Raw genomic sequence first — 17706 nt, 5'->3', positions numbered from 1 at the left:
TCGGCATGCAGCTCTCCCCCCTCGCCCAGCGCCTGTTCGCGCTCATCAGCGGGTCGGCGAACGACCCTTCGTACTGGCCGGTGACCTCCCAGCTGAGCACCGGTCTGGTCGGGGTGGCGCCGGAGCGGCTGACCGCGCCCGCACGTGAGCTGGTCGGATTCCTGCTGCCGGACGCGCTCCCGGTCCACGCGCCGTTCCCCGCGCTGGTGGCGGCGGGACTGGCGGGCATGGACGGCGAGGTACGGGCCCGGCTCGGCCGGGAGCAGGGGCCGATCGCGCTGACCGAGTTCGACCTGCTGCTCGGCTGGGACGTGGAGCGCCGGGCGCTGTTCGCCGAGGTGATGCGAGAGGAGCCGCCCCAGGGCGTGACCGCGTGGCTCCGCGGCCTGCCCGGCTATGCGGGCTTCGCCCGCGAGGCGCTTGAGGCGGCGCGCGACCGCGTCGCGGCGATCCACGCCGGGGAGATCGCCTACCAGGCGGACAAGGCGTTCGCGGACGGGGAGAAGGGGAGCGTCGGGCGGGCCGCGCGGGTCGCGCTCTCCCGCGACGAGCCCTGGCTGCCCGAGGTGCTGGAGCCGCTGCTGCTCGGGGTCGCGGTGGCGCCCACCCAGGCCAGGACCCTGCCCTCGCAGGCGGTGCTGTTCGAGATCGCCCGCGCGGTGGAGGAACATCCGACGCCCGAGGCGATCTCCGCGCTGCGCGCCGCCCGCAGGGCCACCCGGCACGCCGGGGTGCCCAAGCAGCTCGACCGCATGTTCAAGCGCATCGAGCCCGCGCTGGCCGAGCGGCTGGAGGTGGCCTTCCGGCTGCCCGACGGCCGCGTACGCCAGTCCGTCGGCGAGCACACGGCGGTGATCTCCACCGACGGCGCGGTCGAGTTGTCGTGGTGGCACGGGGACAAGAAGCTCAAGGCGGTCCCGGCGGCGGTCAGGCGCGAGCATCCCGGCGAGGTCGGGCGGCTGCGCGAGCTGGCCAGGCAGGCGACGGCGCAGCGGGCCACCCTGGTCAGGGCGCTGGAGGCCGGATACACCGGGGAGACGGCGCCGCCGTACCGGCGGCTGGAGGGTCACGCGGTCGCCGACCGGCTGATCTGGGAGTTCGAGGTCGCGCCGGGCGTGTGGCGGGCCGAGCTGGGGATGGGCGTGCCGGACGTGCCGGTGCGGCTGTGGCATCCGGCCCGCGCGAGCGCGGAGGAGGTGCGGGCATGGCGGGACGTGGTGCTGGGCGAGGAGCTGCGTCAGCCGTTCAAGCAGGCCTTCAGGGAGGTCTATCCGCTCACGCCCGCCGAGGAGGCGAGCGGGATCTACTCCCAGCGGTTCGCCGGGCACGTGGTCGACTACCGCAAGCTGTACGCGCTGTTCAAGCAGCGGGGCTGGAAGGCGGAGTTCCTGGGCCCGTGGGACGGCGGCGGCGACGGCGAGGCCAGGCGCACGATGGCGGGCGGGCGGTGGCGGGTGAGCCTGGGGCACGGCCTGTACACCGAGGCCCAGGCCGGCACCTCCCGGGTGTCCTTCCAGCGGCGGGCCGAGGGCGGGTGGCAGGACGCGCCGTTGACGGAGGTGCCGCCGCTGGTGTTCAGCGAGGCGCTGCGCGACGTCGACCTGTTCGTGGCCGTCGCCTCGATCACGACCGAGCAGCGGTGGGCCGAGGAGGGGCCGGAACGCATGCGGGACTACTGGCGCGACGGCTCGTTCGGGCCGCTGACGCCCTCCGCCGAGGTCCGCCGCGACGCGCTGGCGCGGCTGATCGGGCGTACGGCGATCGCCGGCCGGTGCGCCCTGACCGATCGGTTCCTGGTGGTCAGGGGGGATCTGCGCACCTACAAGATCCATCTGGGGTCGGCGAACATCCTCATGGAGCCCAACGACGCCTACCTGTGCGTCGTCTCCGCCGGCGACCCGCGCGCCGGGCTGTTCCTGCCCTTCGAGGAGGACGGCAAGCTGGCGCTCATCCTCAGCAAGGCGTTCCTGCTGGCCGGCGACACCGCCATCACCGACCCCACCATCACCCGGCAGATCCTGGCGCCCTGACGGCTCTAGGCGGCCACTCCGGCGGGGCGGCGTACCGGGGCGGTGGCGACGATCCGGCCGGTGGCGGTGTCGATGGCCGAGACCAGGTGGGCGCGGGTGCTGCAGACGTACAGGCGGCTTCCCTCCCCGGACAGGGTGAGCGCCTCGGGGCTCTCGCCGACCTCGGCCCGGGAGACGATCCGCCTGGTCAGGGTGTCGATGCCGAGGACGCTCCTGCTGTAGTAGTGGGTGACGTAGACCCGGTCGTGGGCCGGTGAGGCGGCGATGCCGTAGGGGCCGGACTCGACGCCTATGGTGGCGACCTCCTCCAGGGTGGCCGTGTCCAGGACCAGCACGTGGTTGTCCTGGCCGGGCAGGTTGGCGCCGGTGGTGGTGACGTAGACGTGGGCGCCGTCGCGGGTCACGGCGACGCCGTTGGGGTGCAGGCCGACGGGGACGGTGGCGATCACCTTGCCGGCCGCCGTGTCGATCACCGACAGGTCGTGGCTCTCGAAGTTGGTCACGTACAGGCGATCGCCCGACAGCGCGGGGGCGGCGGCGTTGCGGCCGACGGCGATGGTGGCGGTCACGGCGCCGCGCCGCAGGTCGATCACCGACACGTCGCTGCTCTGGTAGTTGGTGACGTAGGCGTGGCGGCCTTCGGGGTCGACGACGATGCCGCCGGGGTGGTCGCCGACGGGGATGCGGCCCACGACGGCCAGGGTGGCGGTGCTGATGACGGTGACGCTCCCTCCGCCAAAGTCGGTGACGTACAGGCGCTCGCCCGCCAGCGCCGGCGCGTACGGCCGCGCCCCCGCGCCGACGCTCGCCAGGTGTTCGAGGGTGACGGCGTCGAGCACGGCCACGGACGAGGTGTCGGGGCCGGCCACGTAGATCCGGTCGTTCATGAGCTCGCCGCCGACAGGAGCTGGCCGGCCGCGAGGTCGCGGTAGAGGCCGTCGGCCATAAGCAGTTCCCGATGAGTTCCCGCCGCGCGCACTCTGCCCTCCTCCAGGACGATGATGGTGTCGGCGTTGACCACGGTCGACAGCCGGTGGGCGATCACGATGACGGTGGTGGTGGCGGCGATCTCCTCGACCGCCTGCCGCAGGGCCAGCTCGGAGGCGGCGTCGAGCTGGGAGGTGATCTCGTCGAGCAGCAGCAGCCGGGGACGCCGCAGCAGGGCGCGGGCGACCGCGACGCGCTGGCGCTGCCCGCCGGACAGGGTGGTGCCCCGGTGGCCGACCGGCGTGTCGAGTCCCTGGGGGAGCTGGTCGAGCAGGGGCGTGAGCCCGGCCCGCGCCAGCACCTCGTGGATCTGCTCGTCGGTGGCCTCGGGCGCGGCGTAGCGCAGGTTGTCGCGCAGCGTCCCGGCGAGGATGGGCGCGTCCTGCTCGACGTAGCCGATGGCCGCCCGCAGCTCGGCCAGCGGCCAGTCCCGCACGTCGCGCCCGGCCACCTCGACGGCGCCGTCCTCGACGTCGTAGAAGCGCTCCAGCAGGCCGAACAGCGTGCTCTTGCCCGCTCCCGACGGGCCCACGACGGCGGTCATGGTCCTGGGCGCGACGCTGATGTCCACGTCCCGCAGTACGGCGCCGCCGCCATAGCCGAAGCGCACGCCGCGGAAGCGAACCGAGGCCCCGTCGCCATCGGGGTCACCGGGCGCCTCCAGGGGTTCGGCGGGCAGGCGGTCGACCTCCTGGAGGCGGCGGACCGCGGCCAGACCCACCTGCACCTGCGTGAACGCCGACAGGATCTGGCCGATCGGGCCCGACAGGTACATCAGGCAGAACAAGAACATGATCATCGAGGGCAGCGTCAGCGTGCCCTGGCTCACCCGCAGGCCGCCCAGGCCGAGCACGACGAGGAAGGTGACCTGCGTCGACAGGGTTCCGGCCACGCCGGTCGCCGACTGCCAGCGGGCGGCGGTGATCGCGTGCCGCCACGCCGTACCGGATGCCCGCGCGGCGCGCGCGCTCTCGCGGCGCTCGCCGCCGCTGGCCTTGACCGTCCGGTAGGCGCCGAGCACGCGCTCCACGATGGCGCCGAGCAGCCCGACGGCCGCCTGCGTGCGCTGGGTGGCGGCCGAGACGCGCGGCATGACCAGGGCCATCCCGGCCAGCGTGAGCGCCAGGACCGCGGCGGTGGCGCCCAGCAGCACCAGGTCGGTCGTGGCCATGAGCGCGAGCGCCCCGGCGCCGAGTACCAGGCCGGTGGCTCCGGTGACGACGGCGTTGGTGGTCGCCGAGCGCAACAGGGTGATGTCGGCGGTGAGCCTGGACATGAGGTCGCCGGGTTCGAGCCGGTCGAAGTCGGCCAGGCGCAGGCGGAAGACGCGCTCGGTCAGCCGGTCGCGGGCGGCGCGCACGACGTTCTCACCGGCGACCTCCAGCACGTAGCGGCCGCAGGCCGACAGCACGGCGCCGGCGACGAGCAGCGAGGTGAGCAGGGCGAGCGTGCCGAGCACCGGGGTGCCGGCCAGGAGGTCCTCGGTGACCATCTTGGCGGCCACCGGCTGGATCAGGCCCGCGGCGCCGCCGGCCAGGCCGAGCAGGCCTCCGGCCAGGATCCGGCCCCGGTGCGGGCGTACCTGGGCCAGCAGGGCGCTCCAGGCGGCCATCACGGCCCCCAGGTGACGGGCAGGCGGGTGACGCCCTGCAGGGACAGCGCGGGTTTGACCGGCAGGCTCCCGGCGGGCTCGGCGAGCCGGAGCGTGGGCAGGCGGGTGAGCAGCGCGCTCAGCGCGGTCTCCAGCTCGGCTCTGGCCAGGTTGCTGCCCAGGCACTGGTGCGGGCCGTGGCCGAAGGTCAGGTGGCGGGCGTCCCGGCGGCCCAGGTCGAGGTCGTCGGGGGCGGGGAAGGCCGCTGCGTCGCGGTTGGCGGCGGCCAGGAGCACGACGACGCCGTCGCCGTCCCTGATCAGCCGGTCGCCGAGCGGGATGTCGGCGGTCGCGACCCTCGGCAGCGGGTCGGCGACGCTCGTGTGGCGCAGGAGTTCGTCGACGGCCTGGGGCATCGTGGCGGCGGTGAGCGCCTTCAGCCCGCCCGGCCTGGTCAGCAGCGTGAACACGCTCAGCGCGAGCGTGTTGGCGGTGGTCTCGTGCCCGGCGATGACCAGCATGGCGGCCATCTCCTCGGCCTGCCGTCCGCTCAGCTCGCCGTCGGCGACCCGGCGGGCCAGGGCGGAGAGCACGTCGTCGCCCGGCCGGGCCGCCTTGTCGCGCAGGAGCCGGGCCAGTAGGTCGTAGACCACCCGGAACGGCGGGCCGGTGGACGGGTCGAGAAGCGTCGGCCAGCGCAGGTGATCGGTGAAGACGGCCTGGTCCTCGCGCGGCACGCCGAGCACCGCGCAGAGCGTCAGCGCGGGCAGCGGCGCGGCCAGAGCGCTCACCAGGTCGGCGGGCGGTCCCGCGCCGATCATCGCCGTGATCAGCCCGTCGGCCAGCGAGCGCAGGTGCGGGCGCAGCTCGCGCACCCGGCGCGGGCCGAAGTGGGGGATGACCATCCGCCGGTGCTCGGCGTGCAGGGGGTCGTCCATCTCCACGAAGCTCAGCGCCTGCCTTTTGCGCTCCGGGTCCGGCGGCGGCGCGCCCTTCTCCCGCGCCAGGTGCGGGTGGGCCGGGTGCAGGGCGTCCGACGACAGCCGCGGATCGGCCAGCAGCGAACGCGCCCGCGCGTGGCCGGTCACCACCCAGACCGGGGTGCCGTCGCGCAGGACGGCGCGCGCCAGCGGGCCGTGCCCGCGCAGCCGGTCGTACCCCGGCGGCGGGTGGTGGGGGCAGCCGCGTGGCATCGGGATCTCCGGCAGCTCGCTCATGGGGTGGCCTCCCGTGGCACCTGCAGCAGGACGCGGTGGTAGCCCGGCGGGGCGGGCTCGTCGACGGGCCGGCCCTCGGCCAGGACCCAGGCGTGCGCGCCGAACGGCGGCAGCACCCGCACACCCGCGCACCAGGTCGGCCAGCTCCCCCGCGACCTGCACAGCAGCGCGGTGGCGATCGAGCGGGGCAGGCAGCCCTTCGGGCTCGCGCACGCCCTGCTGGTGCGGGTGACCACCTCGCGGGCCCGGCTGGCCTCGGCGTAGGTGGCCGGGCGGGTGCCCGCGCTGACCCGGCCCAGCACCCTGACGATGGTGCTCGGCGAGCGTCTGGCCAGCGCCTTCGCGGCCAGCACGGCCAGGCGGGCGCGCCAGCGCTCCAGCGGCGGGTACGCCCGCGGCGCGAGCGCCATCGTGGGGTCGACGCTCATGCCGGCCTCCGCACGAGGATGCCCATGGTCACGAGGCTGTCCATGAGGTGGGCGACGTCCTGGGCGGCTTCGCCGCCGTCCACGTCGAAGGCCGCGACGAGCCGGTCGACGGCGTCGCCGGGGTCGCCGGACTCCAGCGCGGAGCGCAGCACGATCGCTCCGGTGGGGTTGAGGCTCCAGTACTCGCCGCGTACCTGGTGGAGCAGGGCCATGCCGTAGTCGGTGTCGACGGCGGAGATGTCAGGCGCCAGCGCGTACACGCTCGTCCTCCTTCACGGTGCGCAGCCACATCTCGCACGCCAGCGTGGGCTCGATGCGGCGGTGCTGGGTCAGCACGTCGATCGGCCCGCGGCAGGTGGCGCGGAAGAGATCCGGGTCGATGAGGCCGAGCTCGCCCAGGAGGCTGTCCTCGGCGAGTGCCATGATCTGGTCACGGTGCTTCCTGCTGCCCATGACCGCGCCGGCGGAGGTCTCCGACTTCGTGGTACGGCCCAGCGTCACCGCGGGCACGATGCCGCGCATGGCGTCGGCCAGCACCGGCTTGTACCTGGCCGGGTCGTAGCGGTCCCCGGGCCTGGCCGCCAGCGCCGCCTCGACGACCCGGTCGTCGAAGAAGGGCGCGGACAGGGTGATGCCCCGGGCGGCGGCGATCTGCTGAAAGTCGCCGACCATCTGGCAGCCGCCGTGGATCGCGGCGAGGTTGTGGTGCGCGCCGCGCCCTCGTGCCAGCGGCAGGTGGCGCGCGGCCGCCTCGCGCAGTTCACCGGCGGCCAGTTCGACCGCGTACGGCGTCGCCCACGCGGGCATCGTCGGCGGCAGATCCCACCCCAGCGCGGGCCCGTCCACGCCGTGCCCGTCGCGGCCGAGGCGGTCGGCGGCGGCCCGCATCCACGCGTCGTACGCCCTGCCGGTCACCAGGTGCCGCAGCGTCCGCCGCAGCGGCCAGCGGTTCTTGGCCGCTGCCGTCAGCAGGTGGCGCGTCCCGGTGAGCGGCGCCTGCCTGATCAGCGTGGGCAGCCAGGTGGGCATCATCGTGGCGGCCTCGTCCCCGCCCAGCCCGGCCAGGTGGGCGGCGGGCGCGTACGCCTGGCCGCGCCGCAGGATGTGCGTGAGCCGGCTGCGGTGATGCAGCAGCAGGAACGGCGCGTCGAAGCGCTCGTGCGCGCCGAGCATGTCGTGGTAGACCAGCGGGCACTCCTCCGCGGAGATGATCTCGTGCCGCACCGGGTGTCCGGCGGCGGCCAGCGCGGCGGCGGTGCGCCCCGCCCACAGCACGTCCTCGTCCATGGGGTCGGGCTGGGCGGCGGTCAGGGCCACGACGTCGGCGCCGGTGCGGGCGGCCAGGGAGCAGACCGACGAGGAGTCCATGCCGCTCAGGTGCGCGACGACCGTGCGGCCGGGCCCCGCGCGCAGGGCGACCGCCTCGCTCAGCGCGGTTCTGAGCGCCTCGACCGCCTCCTCGCGCGCCATCGGCTCGGGATAGCTCCACCAGCGCGCCTGTGTGAGGCCGCCGCGCTCGTCGAGGACGGCGTCGTGGCCGGGCGGCACGGCGTCGACGCCGTCCCACACCGGCAGCCAGTTCAGCGGCCACGGCGGGTGGGCGAACAGCAGCCGGGTGGCGAGCCTGGCCGGGTTCGGCGCGGCCCCGGTCAGTTCCGCCAGCACGAGCGCCCGGTTCGCCGCGACGGGCGTCCCGCCGACCCGGCAGGTGTACACCCTGCGCAGCCCGGAGGCCGTCCCCCGCACCCGGACCCGGCCGCCCTCCGACACCATCAGGTACGCGCTGCCGGGAGCCGTCGCCGGCAGGCCGGGCGCGCCCCCGGACAGGTGCTCCTCGCTCATCGCGTGCTCGCCGAAGGCCGCGACCGCCGCGCCCGCCCTCCTGCCGACCGTGAGCGTGCCGGGCTGCCAGCGCCCGATGAGCCACGGCCGTCCGGAGGGGTGGCTCACCTCGTGCGCGCCGCCGCGGGTGTCGTGGATCCGCCGTGCCACGTCCGTGCTCTCCTCCCGGTCGGGCAGGACGGTGAACCATGGGTCTTCTGTCACGGACAAGGTCGCTCTCCCCTCCTTCGCGGTACGGCAGGCGGCCGGGCGGCCGCCTGCAATACCTCATGGGCGGTTAACGGCAGTAGTTCGGGTAGATCCACTCCCAGTGCGGGCCGCCGCAGCCCCCGTTGGTCAGGGTGTGGAAGTCGCCGGCGAACGTGATCTCCGGGCGTTCGTAGACGCGCATGTCATTCACCTCCAGGTGTCCGCTACCAGTCGAGACGGTCGGTAAGCCATTCCCAGACACAGCCGCAGCCGGCGTTCGTCAGGGCCGTGAATCCGCCTTCCGGCGTGATTTCCGGACGTTCGTAGACACGCATTCAGCTCACCTCCTTTCCTGCTCGGCCTTCGATCCGGCCGGGTTCCGGCTCCGGATCCCGAACCTGGGCGGGACCGTGGGGCGAGAGCGCCTCGATCCCGGTCATCAACCGGAGCATGCGGGCCAGCAGCAACGTCAGCACCAGCAGCCACACCAGCGCCCCGTAGACCAGGATCGTGGTCATGCCCGCCTCCTCTCCCTGTGCGCGGACTGGACGGTGAGGTAGGTCCCGAAGGCCGCGGGCAGGCCGATGACCAGGACCGTCAGGCCGAGCGCGTCCGCCACCGCCCCCGCGTGCACGGCGGGCGCCCCGGTCAGATACACCACCAGCGCGGCCAGTGCGCCCGCCGCCATCGCCGCCGCGCGCACCGGCGTCACCCAGGACAGGTGCGCCTGCCCGAACAGGCACCCGCAGGCGAAGCGGTCCCCGCGCGCCAGCGCCGGAACCGAGATCGCGATGAAGCACAGCGACAGCGCTCCCGCCATCGCACATCCCGCGACGGTCAGCGGTGGCGGCCCCAGCAGCGCCACCGCAGTGAGCAGTTCCACCGCGCCGAGCCCGACGGCGAAGACGGTGCTCTCCCGGCGCATCACCCGGAACTGCACCGCCGCGCGGGCGGCCGAGCCCGGCCGCACCACCTTGCCCACCCCCGCGACGCCGAACAGCAGGGCCAGGACGATCCGCACCGCCAGCACCGCCGGCGCGCCGAGCGATTCCCACGAAGTCGTTATGACGCTCACGGGTCCGACACTGCGTCGGTCTTGCCCGTCTCACCAGGGAAATGAGATGCGATGAGAAATCCGGGCGGGATGAGCTGGGCATTTGCCATGGTTCGTCCCGCCGCGCGGTCATCCCCAGGATGGCATGGTGGAAAATGACGGAGGCCGTCGTGACCGGGGGGACGGATGCCGGAATCTGAGGCACGGCAACAATTCGCTTTCATGCTGCAGTCGTGGAAAAAGCGCTCCGGCCGCAGTTATCAGGCGCTGGGCCGGCGGCTGGAGCTGAGCCATTCGACGGTCCACCGGTTCTGCACGGGCAAGCAGCTGCCGCAGGACGCCGCGCAGGTCGAGCGGCTGGCCGCCGCTCTGGGCGCCGACCGGCAGGAGGCGGAGATCCTGCGCGGGGTGTGGCGGCTGGCGCGGGAGGCACCGCCGGCCAGGCCCGACGCCGCGCCCCCGCCCCCGCCCTCGCCCGGCGAGTTGCCCCACGACGATCTGCCGCGTGACATCGCCGACTTCACCGGGCGGGCGGAGGAGCTGGGCGCGCTGCTCAAGGCCGGCGGCACGCCCAGCGGCGTCTGGACGGTCGACGGGATGGCGGGCGTGGGCAAGACGACGCTCGTCCTGCACGCGGCGCACCAGCTCAAGGAGGGCTATCCGGACGGACGGATCTTCCTCGACCTGCACGGGCACACCGCCGGCGTCGCGCCGATGCCGGCCTCTGACGCGCTGAAGGCGCTGCTGAGCGCCGCCGGAGTACCGGAGGAGGGCATTCCCGCCGAGGCCGGCCGGCGCGCCTCCCTGTGGCGTTCGGCGCTGGCCAGGCGGCGCATGCTGATCGTCCTGGACAACGCCGTCGACGCCGAGCAGGTGATGCCGCTGTTACCCGGGGCCACGCCGTCCCTGATGATGATCACCAGCCGGGCCCGGCTGGTGGACCTGGACGGCACGGGCACGATCACGCTGGGCGAGCTCAGCGCCGAAGACGCCCTGGCCATGTTCATGAAGATCGCCGACGCCGGCCCGCCCGCCGACCTCGGTGACGCCGAGGAGACGGTACGGCTGTGCGGCTACCTCCCCCTCGCCATCAGGATCGTCACCGCCCGGCTACGCCACCGCCTGTCGTGGACCCCCGGCCACCTCAACGAGAAGCTGCGCCAGGAGCACCGGCGCCTGGCCGAACTCCAGGCGGGCAGCCGCAGCGTCATCGCCGCCTTCTCCACCTCCTACGGCAAGCTCGGCGGACCGGCCCGCCGGATGTTCCGCCTGCTCGGCCTGATCCCCGGCGTGGACGTGGGCCTCGCGGGCGCCGCCGCGCTGACCGGCCAGCCGGTCGAGGCCGCGGAGCCGCTGCTGGAGCAGCTCATCCAGGCGCACCTGCTGCAGCGCCCGTCGGCCGACCGCTACCGCTTCCACGACCTGGTGCGCGACTACGCGCGGGCGGTGCTGGCCGAGCGGGAGCAGCAGGAACACCGGCAGGCCGCCCTCGGCCGGATCGTCGAGCACTACCTGCGCATCGCCGACCACGCCGCCGAGCTGATCGAGCCCAGCAGACGCCCCAACCCGCTCACCGGCCCGGTCGCCGCCCCCGCCCTGCGCCTGGCCGACCGCCGGGAGGCGATCTGCTGGCTCGAACGCGAGCTGCCCAACCTGATCGCCGCCATCGAGAGCGCCGCCGCCGGGGGCCTGCTCGTCCACACCTGGCAGCTGGCCCGCTCGCTGTGGCACTTCTTCCTGCTGCGCGGCGACACGCGCGACTGGATCCACACCCACCGGCTGGCCCTGAGCGCCGTGCAACGGCTGGGCGACCGCGAGGGCGAGGCCGAGACGCTCAAGAACCTCGGCGTCGCGTACTGGCTGTCGGACGACCGGGAGGGCGCCATCGCGCTGCACCACCAGGCCCTGGTGCTGGACTGCTGGAACGGCGACCCGGTCGGGCAGGCCAAGACGCTGACCCATCTCGGCTACATCCACCACCGCGCGGGCGAGTACGCCGTGGCCGCCGACCACTTCCTGCTGTCCGTCATGCTCTACCGGGAGGTGGACGACCCGGTCGGGGGCAACCGCGGGCTCAGCGGGCTCGGCGACAGCCTGCGCAGGATGGGGCGGGCGGAGCGGGCGATGCCGTACCTGCTGGAGGCCTTGTCCCTGAGCAGGAGCGCGGCCGATCCGTGGGGGGAGATCCAGGCGCGCACCGCGGTGGCGCTGGCGCACCTGGAGGCGGGCGAGGCGGGGCTGGCCTGCCGCCACCTCGTACGCGCGCTGGAGCTGAGCAGGCTGCTGGGCGACCGGCTGAGCGAGAGCACGGTACGCACGGCCCTGGGAGCCACGTGGCTGGAGGTCGGCGACGCCGGGATGGCGCGCAGGCACTTCACCAGAGCCCTGACGCTGAGCAGGCAGAGCGGCGACCGCTGGGGCCAGACGGAGGCCAGCGCGGGCCTGAAGGCCGCGCGCACCCGGCAAGGGTAAAGGGAGCAAAGATCACGAGGTCCCGGCGGGCACATGACGGCCCCGGCGGACCGCGTCCCTGCCCAGCGGACCTGCCGACTAAACGAAAGGCTCGACATCGGAAAACTAGCAGGTGAGGCACTCTCCGGCGAAAGCTCACATAGGAAAGGTTGCCGTTTTCGTTAGAGATCGGCCCCTCTATTTATTTGCGCTTTAACGTGGGTGCCGCGAAACAGCTCGAAGCGCCGGTCGCGGCGGCTTCCCGCCCGGCGGGCACGGACCTCCGACACCGCGCTGAACAGGCATGATTGACGCTTTTCCGGGGTCGCGCGGCCGATTATCGGGCGGGGCCTCCCGGGCGCCGCGTCAAACCCTGCCCAAATACTCCCCTAATGGCCGATATGACGCGATTCGGGTGTTAGCGTCCTATTTGTCAGCACAGGCAGCACTCGCATGTGAGTGCACGCACAAAGGAGGGGGATCATGACTCCTGTCGGTTTCCCTACGCGTCACTGGGATGACTGGGGATGGGGCGGCGGCGGATGGTGGGGCGGCCGCAGACGCTGCCGTCGTCGCCGCCGCTGCGGCTGCGGGCGGCGGAGGTGGTGGTGGTAACCACCACTGGGAAGAGCCGGCGGGTTTCCCGTCGGCTCTCCCTTTCCGCCCAGCCGGGGGCGCGATCGGGCCCGCACGGCCCGGAGCTCGCGCCCGCCGTCATGATCCGCAAGACCTTCGCCGAGTTCTGGCCCGACACCCGCGGCGTCCGCAGGCTGTTCGTCATCGGCGGCGTGCTCGCCATCGTGGCGGCGCTGTGCGAGGTGGCGGCCATCGGACTGTTCGCCGTCATCACCGACGAGGTGCTCGCCCGGCAGGATCTGGGGGCGTTCTGGACCCCGGCGCTCACCTGGCTCGGCCTGGCGGTGGTCGCCGGCATGGCCGCCTTCGGCGGCGCCTACATCACGGCGCTGGCCGCCGAGCGCTTCCTGCTGAACCTGCGTGACCGGGTGTTCGCGCACGTGCAGACGCTCACCCCGGACTTCTTCAACAACCGGCGCCTGGGCGACCTGATGGCCCGGCTCACCGACGACATCGAGGCCATCGAGACGCTGGTCGGGTCCGGCCTGGTCAAGGCGTTCACGACGGTCATCAGCGTGATCGTGTTCGCGACCGCGGCGTTCATCGTCCGCTGGGACCTCGCGCTGATCACCTTCGCGCTCATTCCCGGGTTCGTCATCATCTCCAAGCTGTTCGCGGCCAAGTTCAGGGGCGCGGCCGCCCGCGAGCGGCAGAGCAACGGCATGATGAACAGCGTCATCGAGGAGAGCCTGTCCAACCAGACCCTGGTGCAGGCCCACAACCGCCAGGAGGCCGAGGCGGGCCACCTGCACCGCCAGGGCGAGACCTGGCTGCGGGCCAACATGTCGCAGGCCTGGCTGTCCGGCCTGTACGGCCCCGCCGTACAGGTGCTCGAGACCATCTGCATGATCGTCATCCTGGGATTCGGCGCGTGGGAGATCTCGGCCGGCCGCCTGACGATCGGCGGGCTGCTGGCGTTCGCGGCCTACCTCGCCTTCCTCTACCCCGCCGTCCAGAACCTGGGCGAACTGGCGCTTACCGTTTCCGAGGCCGCGGCCGGCTCCGACCGCGTGATGGAGGTGCTCAAGGCCCGTCCCGGCGTCGCCGACAGCCCAGCCGCCCGGCCGCTGATCGGGCCCGTGCCCGGCCGGATCACGTTCGAGCAGGTGGGCTTCACCTACCCGAACCGGACCAGGCCGACGCTGGCCGGACTGTCCTTCACCGTCGAGCCCGGCCAGACCATCGTCTGCACCGGCCCCAGCGGCGCGGGCAAGTCGACGCTGGCCAAGCTGCTGCTGCGCTTCTACGAGCCCACCAGCGGCCGGATCCTGCTGGACGGCACGGACATCCGCGACATCACCAGCACCTCGCTACGCGACCACATCACGATCCTGCAGCAGGAGAACCTGCTCTTCTCCGGTACGGCCCGCGACAACATCGCCTACGGCAAGCCCGGGGCGAGTTTCGAGGAGATCGTGGCCGCCGCCAAGCTGGCCGACGCGCACGACTTCATCAACCGGCTGCCCGACAAGTACGACACCCCGCTCGGGCAGCGCGGGCGGCTGCTGTCCGGTGGGCAGCTCCAGCGCATCGCGATCGCGCGTGCCCTGCTGCGCAACGCGCCGGTGCTCGTCCTGGACGAGCCGATGACCGGCCTGGACGCCGCGACGGCGGCGCGCGTGCAGGAGCCGATGCGGCGGCTGATGGAGGGCCGCACGACCATCCTGATCACCCACGACCTGCGGCACGTGCCGCCGGACGCGGCGATGATCGTGCTCGAACCGGTCCGGCGGTCCAACCGGATCCGGCTCAAGCACATGCCGCCCGCGCTGTCGCGCCTGGGCCGCTGACGTGACCGGGTCCGGGAGGGCCCGGTCGCGCGGGCATCGCGCCGCGCCGGCGCGTGCCCGATGGGCCGGCACCGATCGGCCCGTCGAGGCGCTCAGTGGTGTTCCTGCCGTGGGAACACCACCTCGCCGACGATCAGCTGGACGGCCGCGGCGACCGGGATGGCCAGGAGCGCGCCCACGACGCCGAGCAGGGCGCCGCCGATGAGCGCCGCCACGATCGTGGTGGCGGCGGGCACGTCGACGGAGGACTTCATCACCCTCGGCGCGATCAGGTAGTTCTCGATCTGCTGGTAGACGACGAAGAACACCAGCGTGGCGATCGCCACCGGCACCGAGACGAACAACGCCACCAGCGTGGCCACCGCCGCGCCGATGCCGGCCCCGATCAGCGGGATGAGGTCGGTGATGGCGACGATGAGGGAGAGCGGCAGCGCGTACGGCACGCCGGCGATCGACAGGAAGAAGAAGCTGGTCACACCGGCGATGAACGAGATGATCAGGTTACCGGCCACGTACCCGCCGACCCGGTTGAGTATCTCGTCGCCGAGCAGTTGCACGCGGGCGCGGCGGCTCCTGGGGACGAGCCGGTAGCCTGTGCGGGTGACCGAGCGCAGGGAGGCCAGGAAGTACAGGGTGAGGATGAGCACGGTCAGCGCCGAGAACACCGCGCTGACCAGGACTCCGGCCACGCCCAGCAGCCCGCCGAAGACCTGCCGGCCGAGATCTCCGCTGGTCAGGTAGGTCTGCAGGCGCTCCAGCAGGCCGTAGCGCTGGTCCAGGTCGCGTATCTGGGGGTTGTTCTGCAGTTGCTCGACGTAGGCGGGGACCTGGTCGATGAACTGGCCGGCCTGCTGCGACAGCGCCGGGACGACCGCGAGGCCGAACCCGGCGAAGAAGGCGATCACGCCGGCGAACACCACCGAGATCGCGGCCCAGCGCGGCAGGCCGCGCTGTTGCAGCCACCGCACGGCGGGGTCCAGGCCGACGGCCAGGAACAGCGAGACGACGATCAGGATGATCATCGAGGCGGCCGCGGTCAACGCCTGGACCAGCATCCAGGCGGTCAGCACGCCGAGGGCGGCGGTGAAGCCGAACGTGAACGGGCTGCCGCCGAACGGCCGTCCCGGCTTGCCGAACGGCATCATCCCGGCGGGCTCGGCCGGCCCGCGAGGGCCGGGCACCGGCGTGCCGGGCTCCGGTGTGCCGGGCTCCGGCGTGCCGGGGCCGCTCCCCGCGGCGGGGGCCGGGCGCCGGGCGGGGTGGGACGGGTCGGGCGCGGGCGCGTCGTCGGACATGGCGGCTCCTGAACGTGAGGGACGACATCTGCCCTCACCGGCCGCCTTCTACCGTCCTGACCGCGCCCGCGGGCTCAGTGAGCGATCCGCGCGTGGCCGGTCTCGCCGTCGGACAGGAACGACGCCAGGGCCCGTCCCTGCTCGATCACCTCCGCGTGCTCGGCCCGGGAGAAGGCCCGCAGCGGGGTGACGGTCACGACGCCGGACTCGACGGTCCAGGTCGCGGCCACCCGGCCGTCGGCCAGGACGACGCGGGTGCCCGCGACCGACACGCCGCGGTGGGCGTCGTCGACGATCCGGGTGCGATCGTCGTAGCCGAGGAGCGCGTTGTCGAAGGCGGGCAGGAACCGCACCGGGGCGGGCGTGTCCGGGTCGGGGCGCGGGGCGCCGGGGAGGTCCAGGAGTTCCCGGCCTCGTTCGTCGCGGAAGGCGACCAGCTCCGCGCGGATCGACGCCACCGCCGCGGGCAGTCCGGCCAGGCCGCTCCAGGCGCGCACGTCGGCCGTCGCGGCGGGGCCGTAGGCGGCCAGGTACCGCCGGACCAGTGCCGCGCCGGCCGGATCGGCGCCGTTCGCGGGCGAGGGCACGACGTCCCGGCCCAGCCAGGTGGACAGCGGCGTGTTGCGCACGCCGCCCTTGGTCCGCCACACCCCGCGCGGCGGCATCTGCGCCATCGGGATGAGCGCGGCCACCAGCATCTCGCCCAGGGCCCGCGTCCCCGGCTCCGGCCAGCGATCGGCCACCGCGCGGGCGAGCTCCGCCATCGAGCGCGGCTCGCCGTCGGCCATGACGGCCAGGCCCGCCGCGGCGAGTTCGCCCAGGTCGACGCCGGCGAGCTCGCGGCGGTAGGTCCCGAGGACCCGCTGCCGCAGCATGGCGTCGTGGCGGGGGCGCCAGGCCAGGACGTCCTCGGCGGTGAGCAGGTGAACGGTTCTGCGCATGAGGTGGGTACGGACCACGCTCCGCCGTACCAGCAGATCGGACAGCTCGGCCGGATCGAACGCCCGCAACCGCGACCAGAGCCCCACGAACGGTTCCTGCGGCTCCTGCGCCTGCAGCCCGCACAGGTGCGCGACGGCGTCCAGGGCCGGCAGGTCGGCGCGGTCGAGCAGCATCTGACGGGCGAGGGTGGCGCGGTTGAGCGCCCGGGTGCCGAGTACGGTCATCCTCCAAAGATCGCAGAAGAAGCGGTCAGTTTGTGTCCTCTTCTCAGGGCAACATAGAGGTCATGCTCAAGACGTCGGCACGGCTGCTGTCGCTGCTCTCCCTGCTCCAGGTACGCCGCGACTGGCCCGGCGCCCTGCTGGCCGAGCGGCTGGAGATCAGCCCGCGCACCGTGCGCAGGGACGTGGACCGGCTGCGCGAACTCGGCTACCCCATCGCGGCGGTGAAGGGCCCCGACGGCGGCTACCGGCTCGACGCCGGCACCGACCTGCCGCCGCTGCTGTTCGACGACGAGCAGGCCGTCGCGCTGGCCATCGCCCTGCAGAGCGCGGCCACCAGCGGCGCCGGCATCGAGGAAGCCGCCGCGCGGGCGCTGAACACCGTCCGGCAGGTCATGCCCGCCCGGCTGCGCCGCCGCATCGACACCCTCCAGATCACCGCGGTCGACCGGGCCCGTCAGCACCCCCCGGCCGACAGCGGCGTGCTCACGGTGCTCGGCGCCGCCGTCCACGCCCGCGAGGTGCTGCGCTTCGGCTACGCGGGGGCCGACGCGCCGCGCCGGGTGGAGCCCCACCACCTGCTGACCTGGGGCGGCCGCTGGTATCTGGTCGCCTGGGATCTCGACCGCGGCGACTGGCGCACCTTCCGTGCCGACCGCGTCACCCCGCGCACCCCGTCGGGTCCCCGCTTCACCCCGCGTGATCTGGGGGACGTGGCGGCGTTCGTGGCCGAGAGGTTCCGGGGCGTCGACGCCTCCGGCGACTGGCCCTGCCGCGGCGAGGTGATCCTCAGCCTGCCCGCCGCCGACGTCTCCCCCTACGCCCGCGACGGCGTCGTGGAGGAACTCGGCCCGGACCGCTGCCGGCTCATCCTCGGCTCGTGGTCCTGGCCCGGCCTGGCCGCTGCCATCGGCCGGTTCGACGCCGACATCGAGGTCGTCGGGCCACCCGCGCTCAAAGACGCCTTCGCCCACCTTGCTCGCCGTTATGCGAAAGCATCAGGATAAAACCCCGGAGGCCGCTATTTCTGCTG

The 17706-nt window shown here is 73.5% G+C and carries 14 protein-coding genes; 4 read left to right on the top strand and 10 right to left on the bottom strand.

All coding sequences use genetic code 11. The features are described from left to right. The first annotated feature begins 5 nt into the window (after positions 1–5). Entirely contained in the window at positions 6–2030 is a 2025-nt protein-coding gene (locus tag ACIBI5_RS51450; RefSeq protein ID WP_397258713.1) for a DUF4132 domain-containing protein, read from the top strand. Positions 2031–2035: 5 nt separating this feature from the next. Here ACIBI5_RS51450 and ACIBI5_RS51445 read toward each other — a convergent pair whose 3' ends face one another. The 8 genes from ACIBI5_RS51445 to ACIBI5_RS51410 all read right to left on the bottom strand — a co-directional run bounded on the left by ACIBI5_RS51445 (position 2036) and on the right by ACIBI5_RS51410 (position 9359). Further along, positions 2036–2917, bottom strand: a complete 882-nt coding sequence (locus ACIBI5_RS51445) for a hypothetical protein (RefSeq protein ID WP_397258711.1) — start codon at positions 2915–2917, stop codon at positions 2036–2038. After that, the gene (locus tag ACIBI5_RS51440; RefSeq protein ID WP_397258709.1) at positions 2914–4629 is read right to left on the bottom strand and encodes an ABC transporter ATP-binding protein; all 1716 of its coding nucleotides are present in this window, start codon (positions 4627–4629) and stop codon (positions 2914–2916) included. Before ACIBI5_RS51440 ends, ACIBI5_RS51445 begins: the two co-directional genes overlap by 4 nt. Then, on the bottom strand, positions 4629–5825 hold the full coding sequence (locus tag ACIBI5_RS51435) for a cytochrome P450 (RefSeq protein ID WP_397258707.1): 1197 nt from the start codon (positions 5823–5825) through the stop codon (positions 4629–4631). Before ACIBI5_RS51435 ends, ACIBI5_RS51440 begins: the two co-directional genes overlap by 1 nt. Then, on the bottom strand, positions 5822–6253 hold the full coding sequence (locus ACIBI5_RS51430; protein WP_397258705.1) for a lasso peptide biosynthesis B2 protein: 432 nt from the start codon (positions 6251–6253) through the stop codon (positions 5822–5824). Before ACIBI5_RS51430 ends, ACIBI5_RS51435 begins: the two co-directional genes overlap by 4 nt. Beyond that, entirely contained in the window at positions 6250–6513 is a 264-nt protein-coding gene (locus ACIBI5_RS51425; RefSeq protein WP_397258703.1) for a lasso peptide biosynthesis PqqD family chaperone, read from the bottom strand. Before ACIBI5_RS51425 ends, ACIBI5_RS51430 begins: the two co-directional genes overlap by 4 nt. Beyond that, a complete protein-coding gene (locus ACIBI5_RS51420; RefSeq protein WP_397258702.1) occupies positions 6494–8299 on the bottom strand; it encodes an asparagine synthase-related protein in 1806 nt (601 codons plus the stop codon). Before ACIBI5_RS51420 ends, ACIBI5_RS51425 begins: the two co-directional genes overlap by 20 nt. A gap of 320 nt (positions 8300–8619) precedes the next feature. Continuing rightward, positions 8620–8802 (bottom strand): hypothetical protein, encoded by a 183-nt coding sequence (locus ACIBI5_RS51415; protein ID WP_397258700.1) that lies wholly within the window; start codon positions 8800–8802, stop codon positions 8620–8622. Further along, positions 8799–9359: a MauE/DoxX family redox-associated membrane protein gene (locus ACIBI5_RS51410; protein WP_397258698.1), complete on the bottom strand. Its 561-nt coding sequence runs from the start codon at positions 9357–9359 to the stop codon at positions 8799–8801. The genes ACIBI5_RS51415 and ACIBI5_RS51410 overlap by 4 nt, the downstream gene beginning before the upstream one ends. Before the next feature lie 201 nt (positions 9360–9560). Between ACIBI5_RS51410 and ACIBI5_RS51405 the strand changes: the two genes are divergently transcribed. Together ACIBI5_RS51405 and ACIBI5_RS51400 are read left to right on the top strand one after the other, a co-directional pair. After that, positions 9561–11810, top strand: a complete 2250-nt coding sequence (locus tag ACIBI5_RS51405; RefSeq protein WP_397258696.1) for a helix-turn-helix domain-containing protein — start codon at positions 9561–9563, stop codon at positions 11808–11810. A gap of 506 nt (positions 11811–12316) precedes the next feature. Next, a complete protein-coding gene (locus tag ACIBI5_RS51400; protein WP_397258693.1) occupies positions 12317–14215 on the top strand; it encodes an ABC transporter ATP-binding protein in 1899 nt (632 codons plus the stop codon). 92 nt (positions 14216–14307) lie between these two features. On the opposite strand, the gene ACIBI5_RS51395 is transcribed toward ACIBI5_RS51400, so the two are convergent. Further along, positions 14308–15510 carry an AI-2E family transporter gene (locus ACIBI5_RS51395; protein ID WP_397258691.1) on the bottom strand — a complete coding sequence of 401 codons (1203 nt, stop codon included), beginning with the start codon at positions 15508–15510 and terminating at the stop codon, positions 14308–14310. A gap of 74 nt (positions 15511–15584) precedes the next feature. Continuing rightward, positions 15585–16676: a winged helix DNA-binding domain-containing protein gene (locus tag ACIBI5_RS51390; RefSeq protein WP_397258689.1), complete on the bottom strand. Its 1092-nt coding sequence runs from the start codon at positions 16674–16676 to the stop codon at positions 15585–15587. Between the two features lie 62 nt (positions 16677–16738). Between ACIBI5_RS51390 and ACIBI5_RS51385 the strand changes: the two genes are divergently transcribed. Continuing rightward, complete coding sequence (locus tag ACIBI5_RS51385) at positions 16739–17680, top strand: helix-turn-helix transcriptional regulator (protein ID WP_397258687.1); 942 nt, start codon at positions 16739–16741, stop codon at positions 17678–17680. The last annotated feature ends 26 nt before the right edge of the window (positions 17681–17706 follow it).

It is taken from the genome of Nonomuraea sp. NPDC050540, assembly GCF_044457485.1.
Taxonomy (GTDB): domain Bacteria; phylum Actinomycetota; class Actinomycetes; order Streptosporangiales; family Streptosporangiaceae; genus Nonomuraea.
The sequence above is the reverse complement of the archived record's forward strand: the minus strand, read 5'-3'. Positions and strand labels throughout refer to the sequence as shown.

Bases quoted from the DNA above. Each gene is read 5' to 3' on its own strand.
- ACIBI5_RS51450 (WP_397258713.1), top strand. From the start codon at position 6: ATGCAGCTCTCCCCCCTCGCCCAGCGCCTGTTCGCGCTCATCAGCGGG.
- ACIBI5_RS51445 (WP_397258711.1), bottom strand. From the start codon at position 2,917: ATGAACGACCGGATCTACGTGGCCGGCCCCGACACCTCGTCCGTGGCC.
- ACIBI5_RS51440 (WP_397258709.1), bottom strand. From the start codon at position 4,629: ATGGCCGCCTGGAGCGCCCTGCTGGCCCAGGTACGCCCGCACCGGGGC.
- ACIBI5_RS51435 (WP_397258707.1), bottom strand. From the start codon at position 5,825: ATGAGCGAGCTGCCGGAGATCCCGATGCCACGCGGCTGCCCCCACCAC.
- ACIBI5_RS51430 (WP_397258705.1), bottom strand. From the start codon at position 6,253: ATGAGCGTCGACCCCACGATGGCGCTCGCGCCGCGGGCGTACCCGCCG.
- ACIBI5_RS51415 (WP_397258700.1), bottom strand. From the start codon at position 8,802: ATGACCACGATCCTGGTCTACGGGGCGCTGGTGTGGCTGCTGGTGCTG.
- ACIBI5_RS51405 (WP_397258696.1), top strand. From the start codon at position 9,561: ATGCTGCAGTCGTGGAAAAAGCGCTCCGGCCGCAGTTATCAGGCGCTG.
- ACIBI5_RS51400 (WP_397258693.1), top strand. From the start codon at position 12,317: ATGGGGCGGCGGCGGATGGTGGGGCGGCCGCAGACGCTGCCGTCGTCG.
- ACIBI5_RS51395 (WP_397258691.1), bottom strand. From the start codon at position 15,510: ATGTCCGACGACGCGCCCGCGCCCGACCCGTCCCACCCCGCCCGGCGC.
- ACIBI5_RS51390 (WP_397258689.1), bottom strand. From the start codon at position 16,676: ATGACCGTACTCGGCACCCGGGCGCTCAACCGCGCCACCCTCGCCCGT.
- ACIBI5_RS51385 (WP_397258687.1), top strand. From the start codon at position 16,739: ATGCTCAAGACGTCGGCACGGCTGCTGTCGCTGCTCTCCCTGCTCCAG.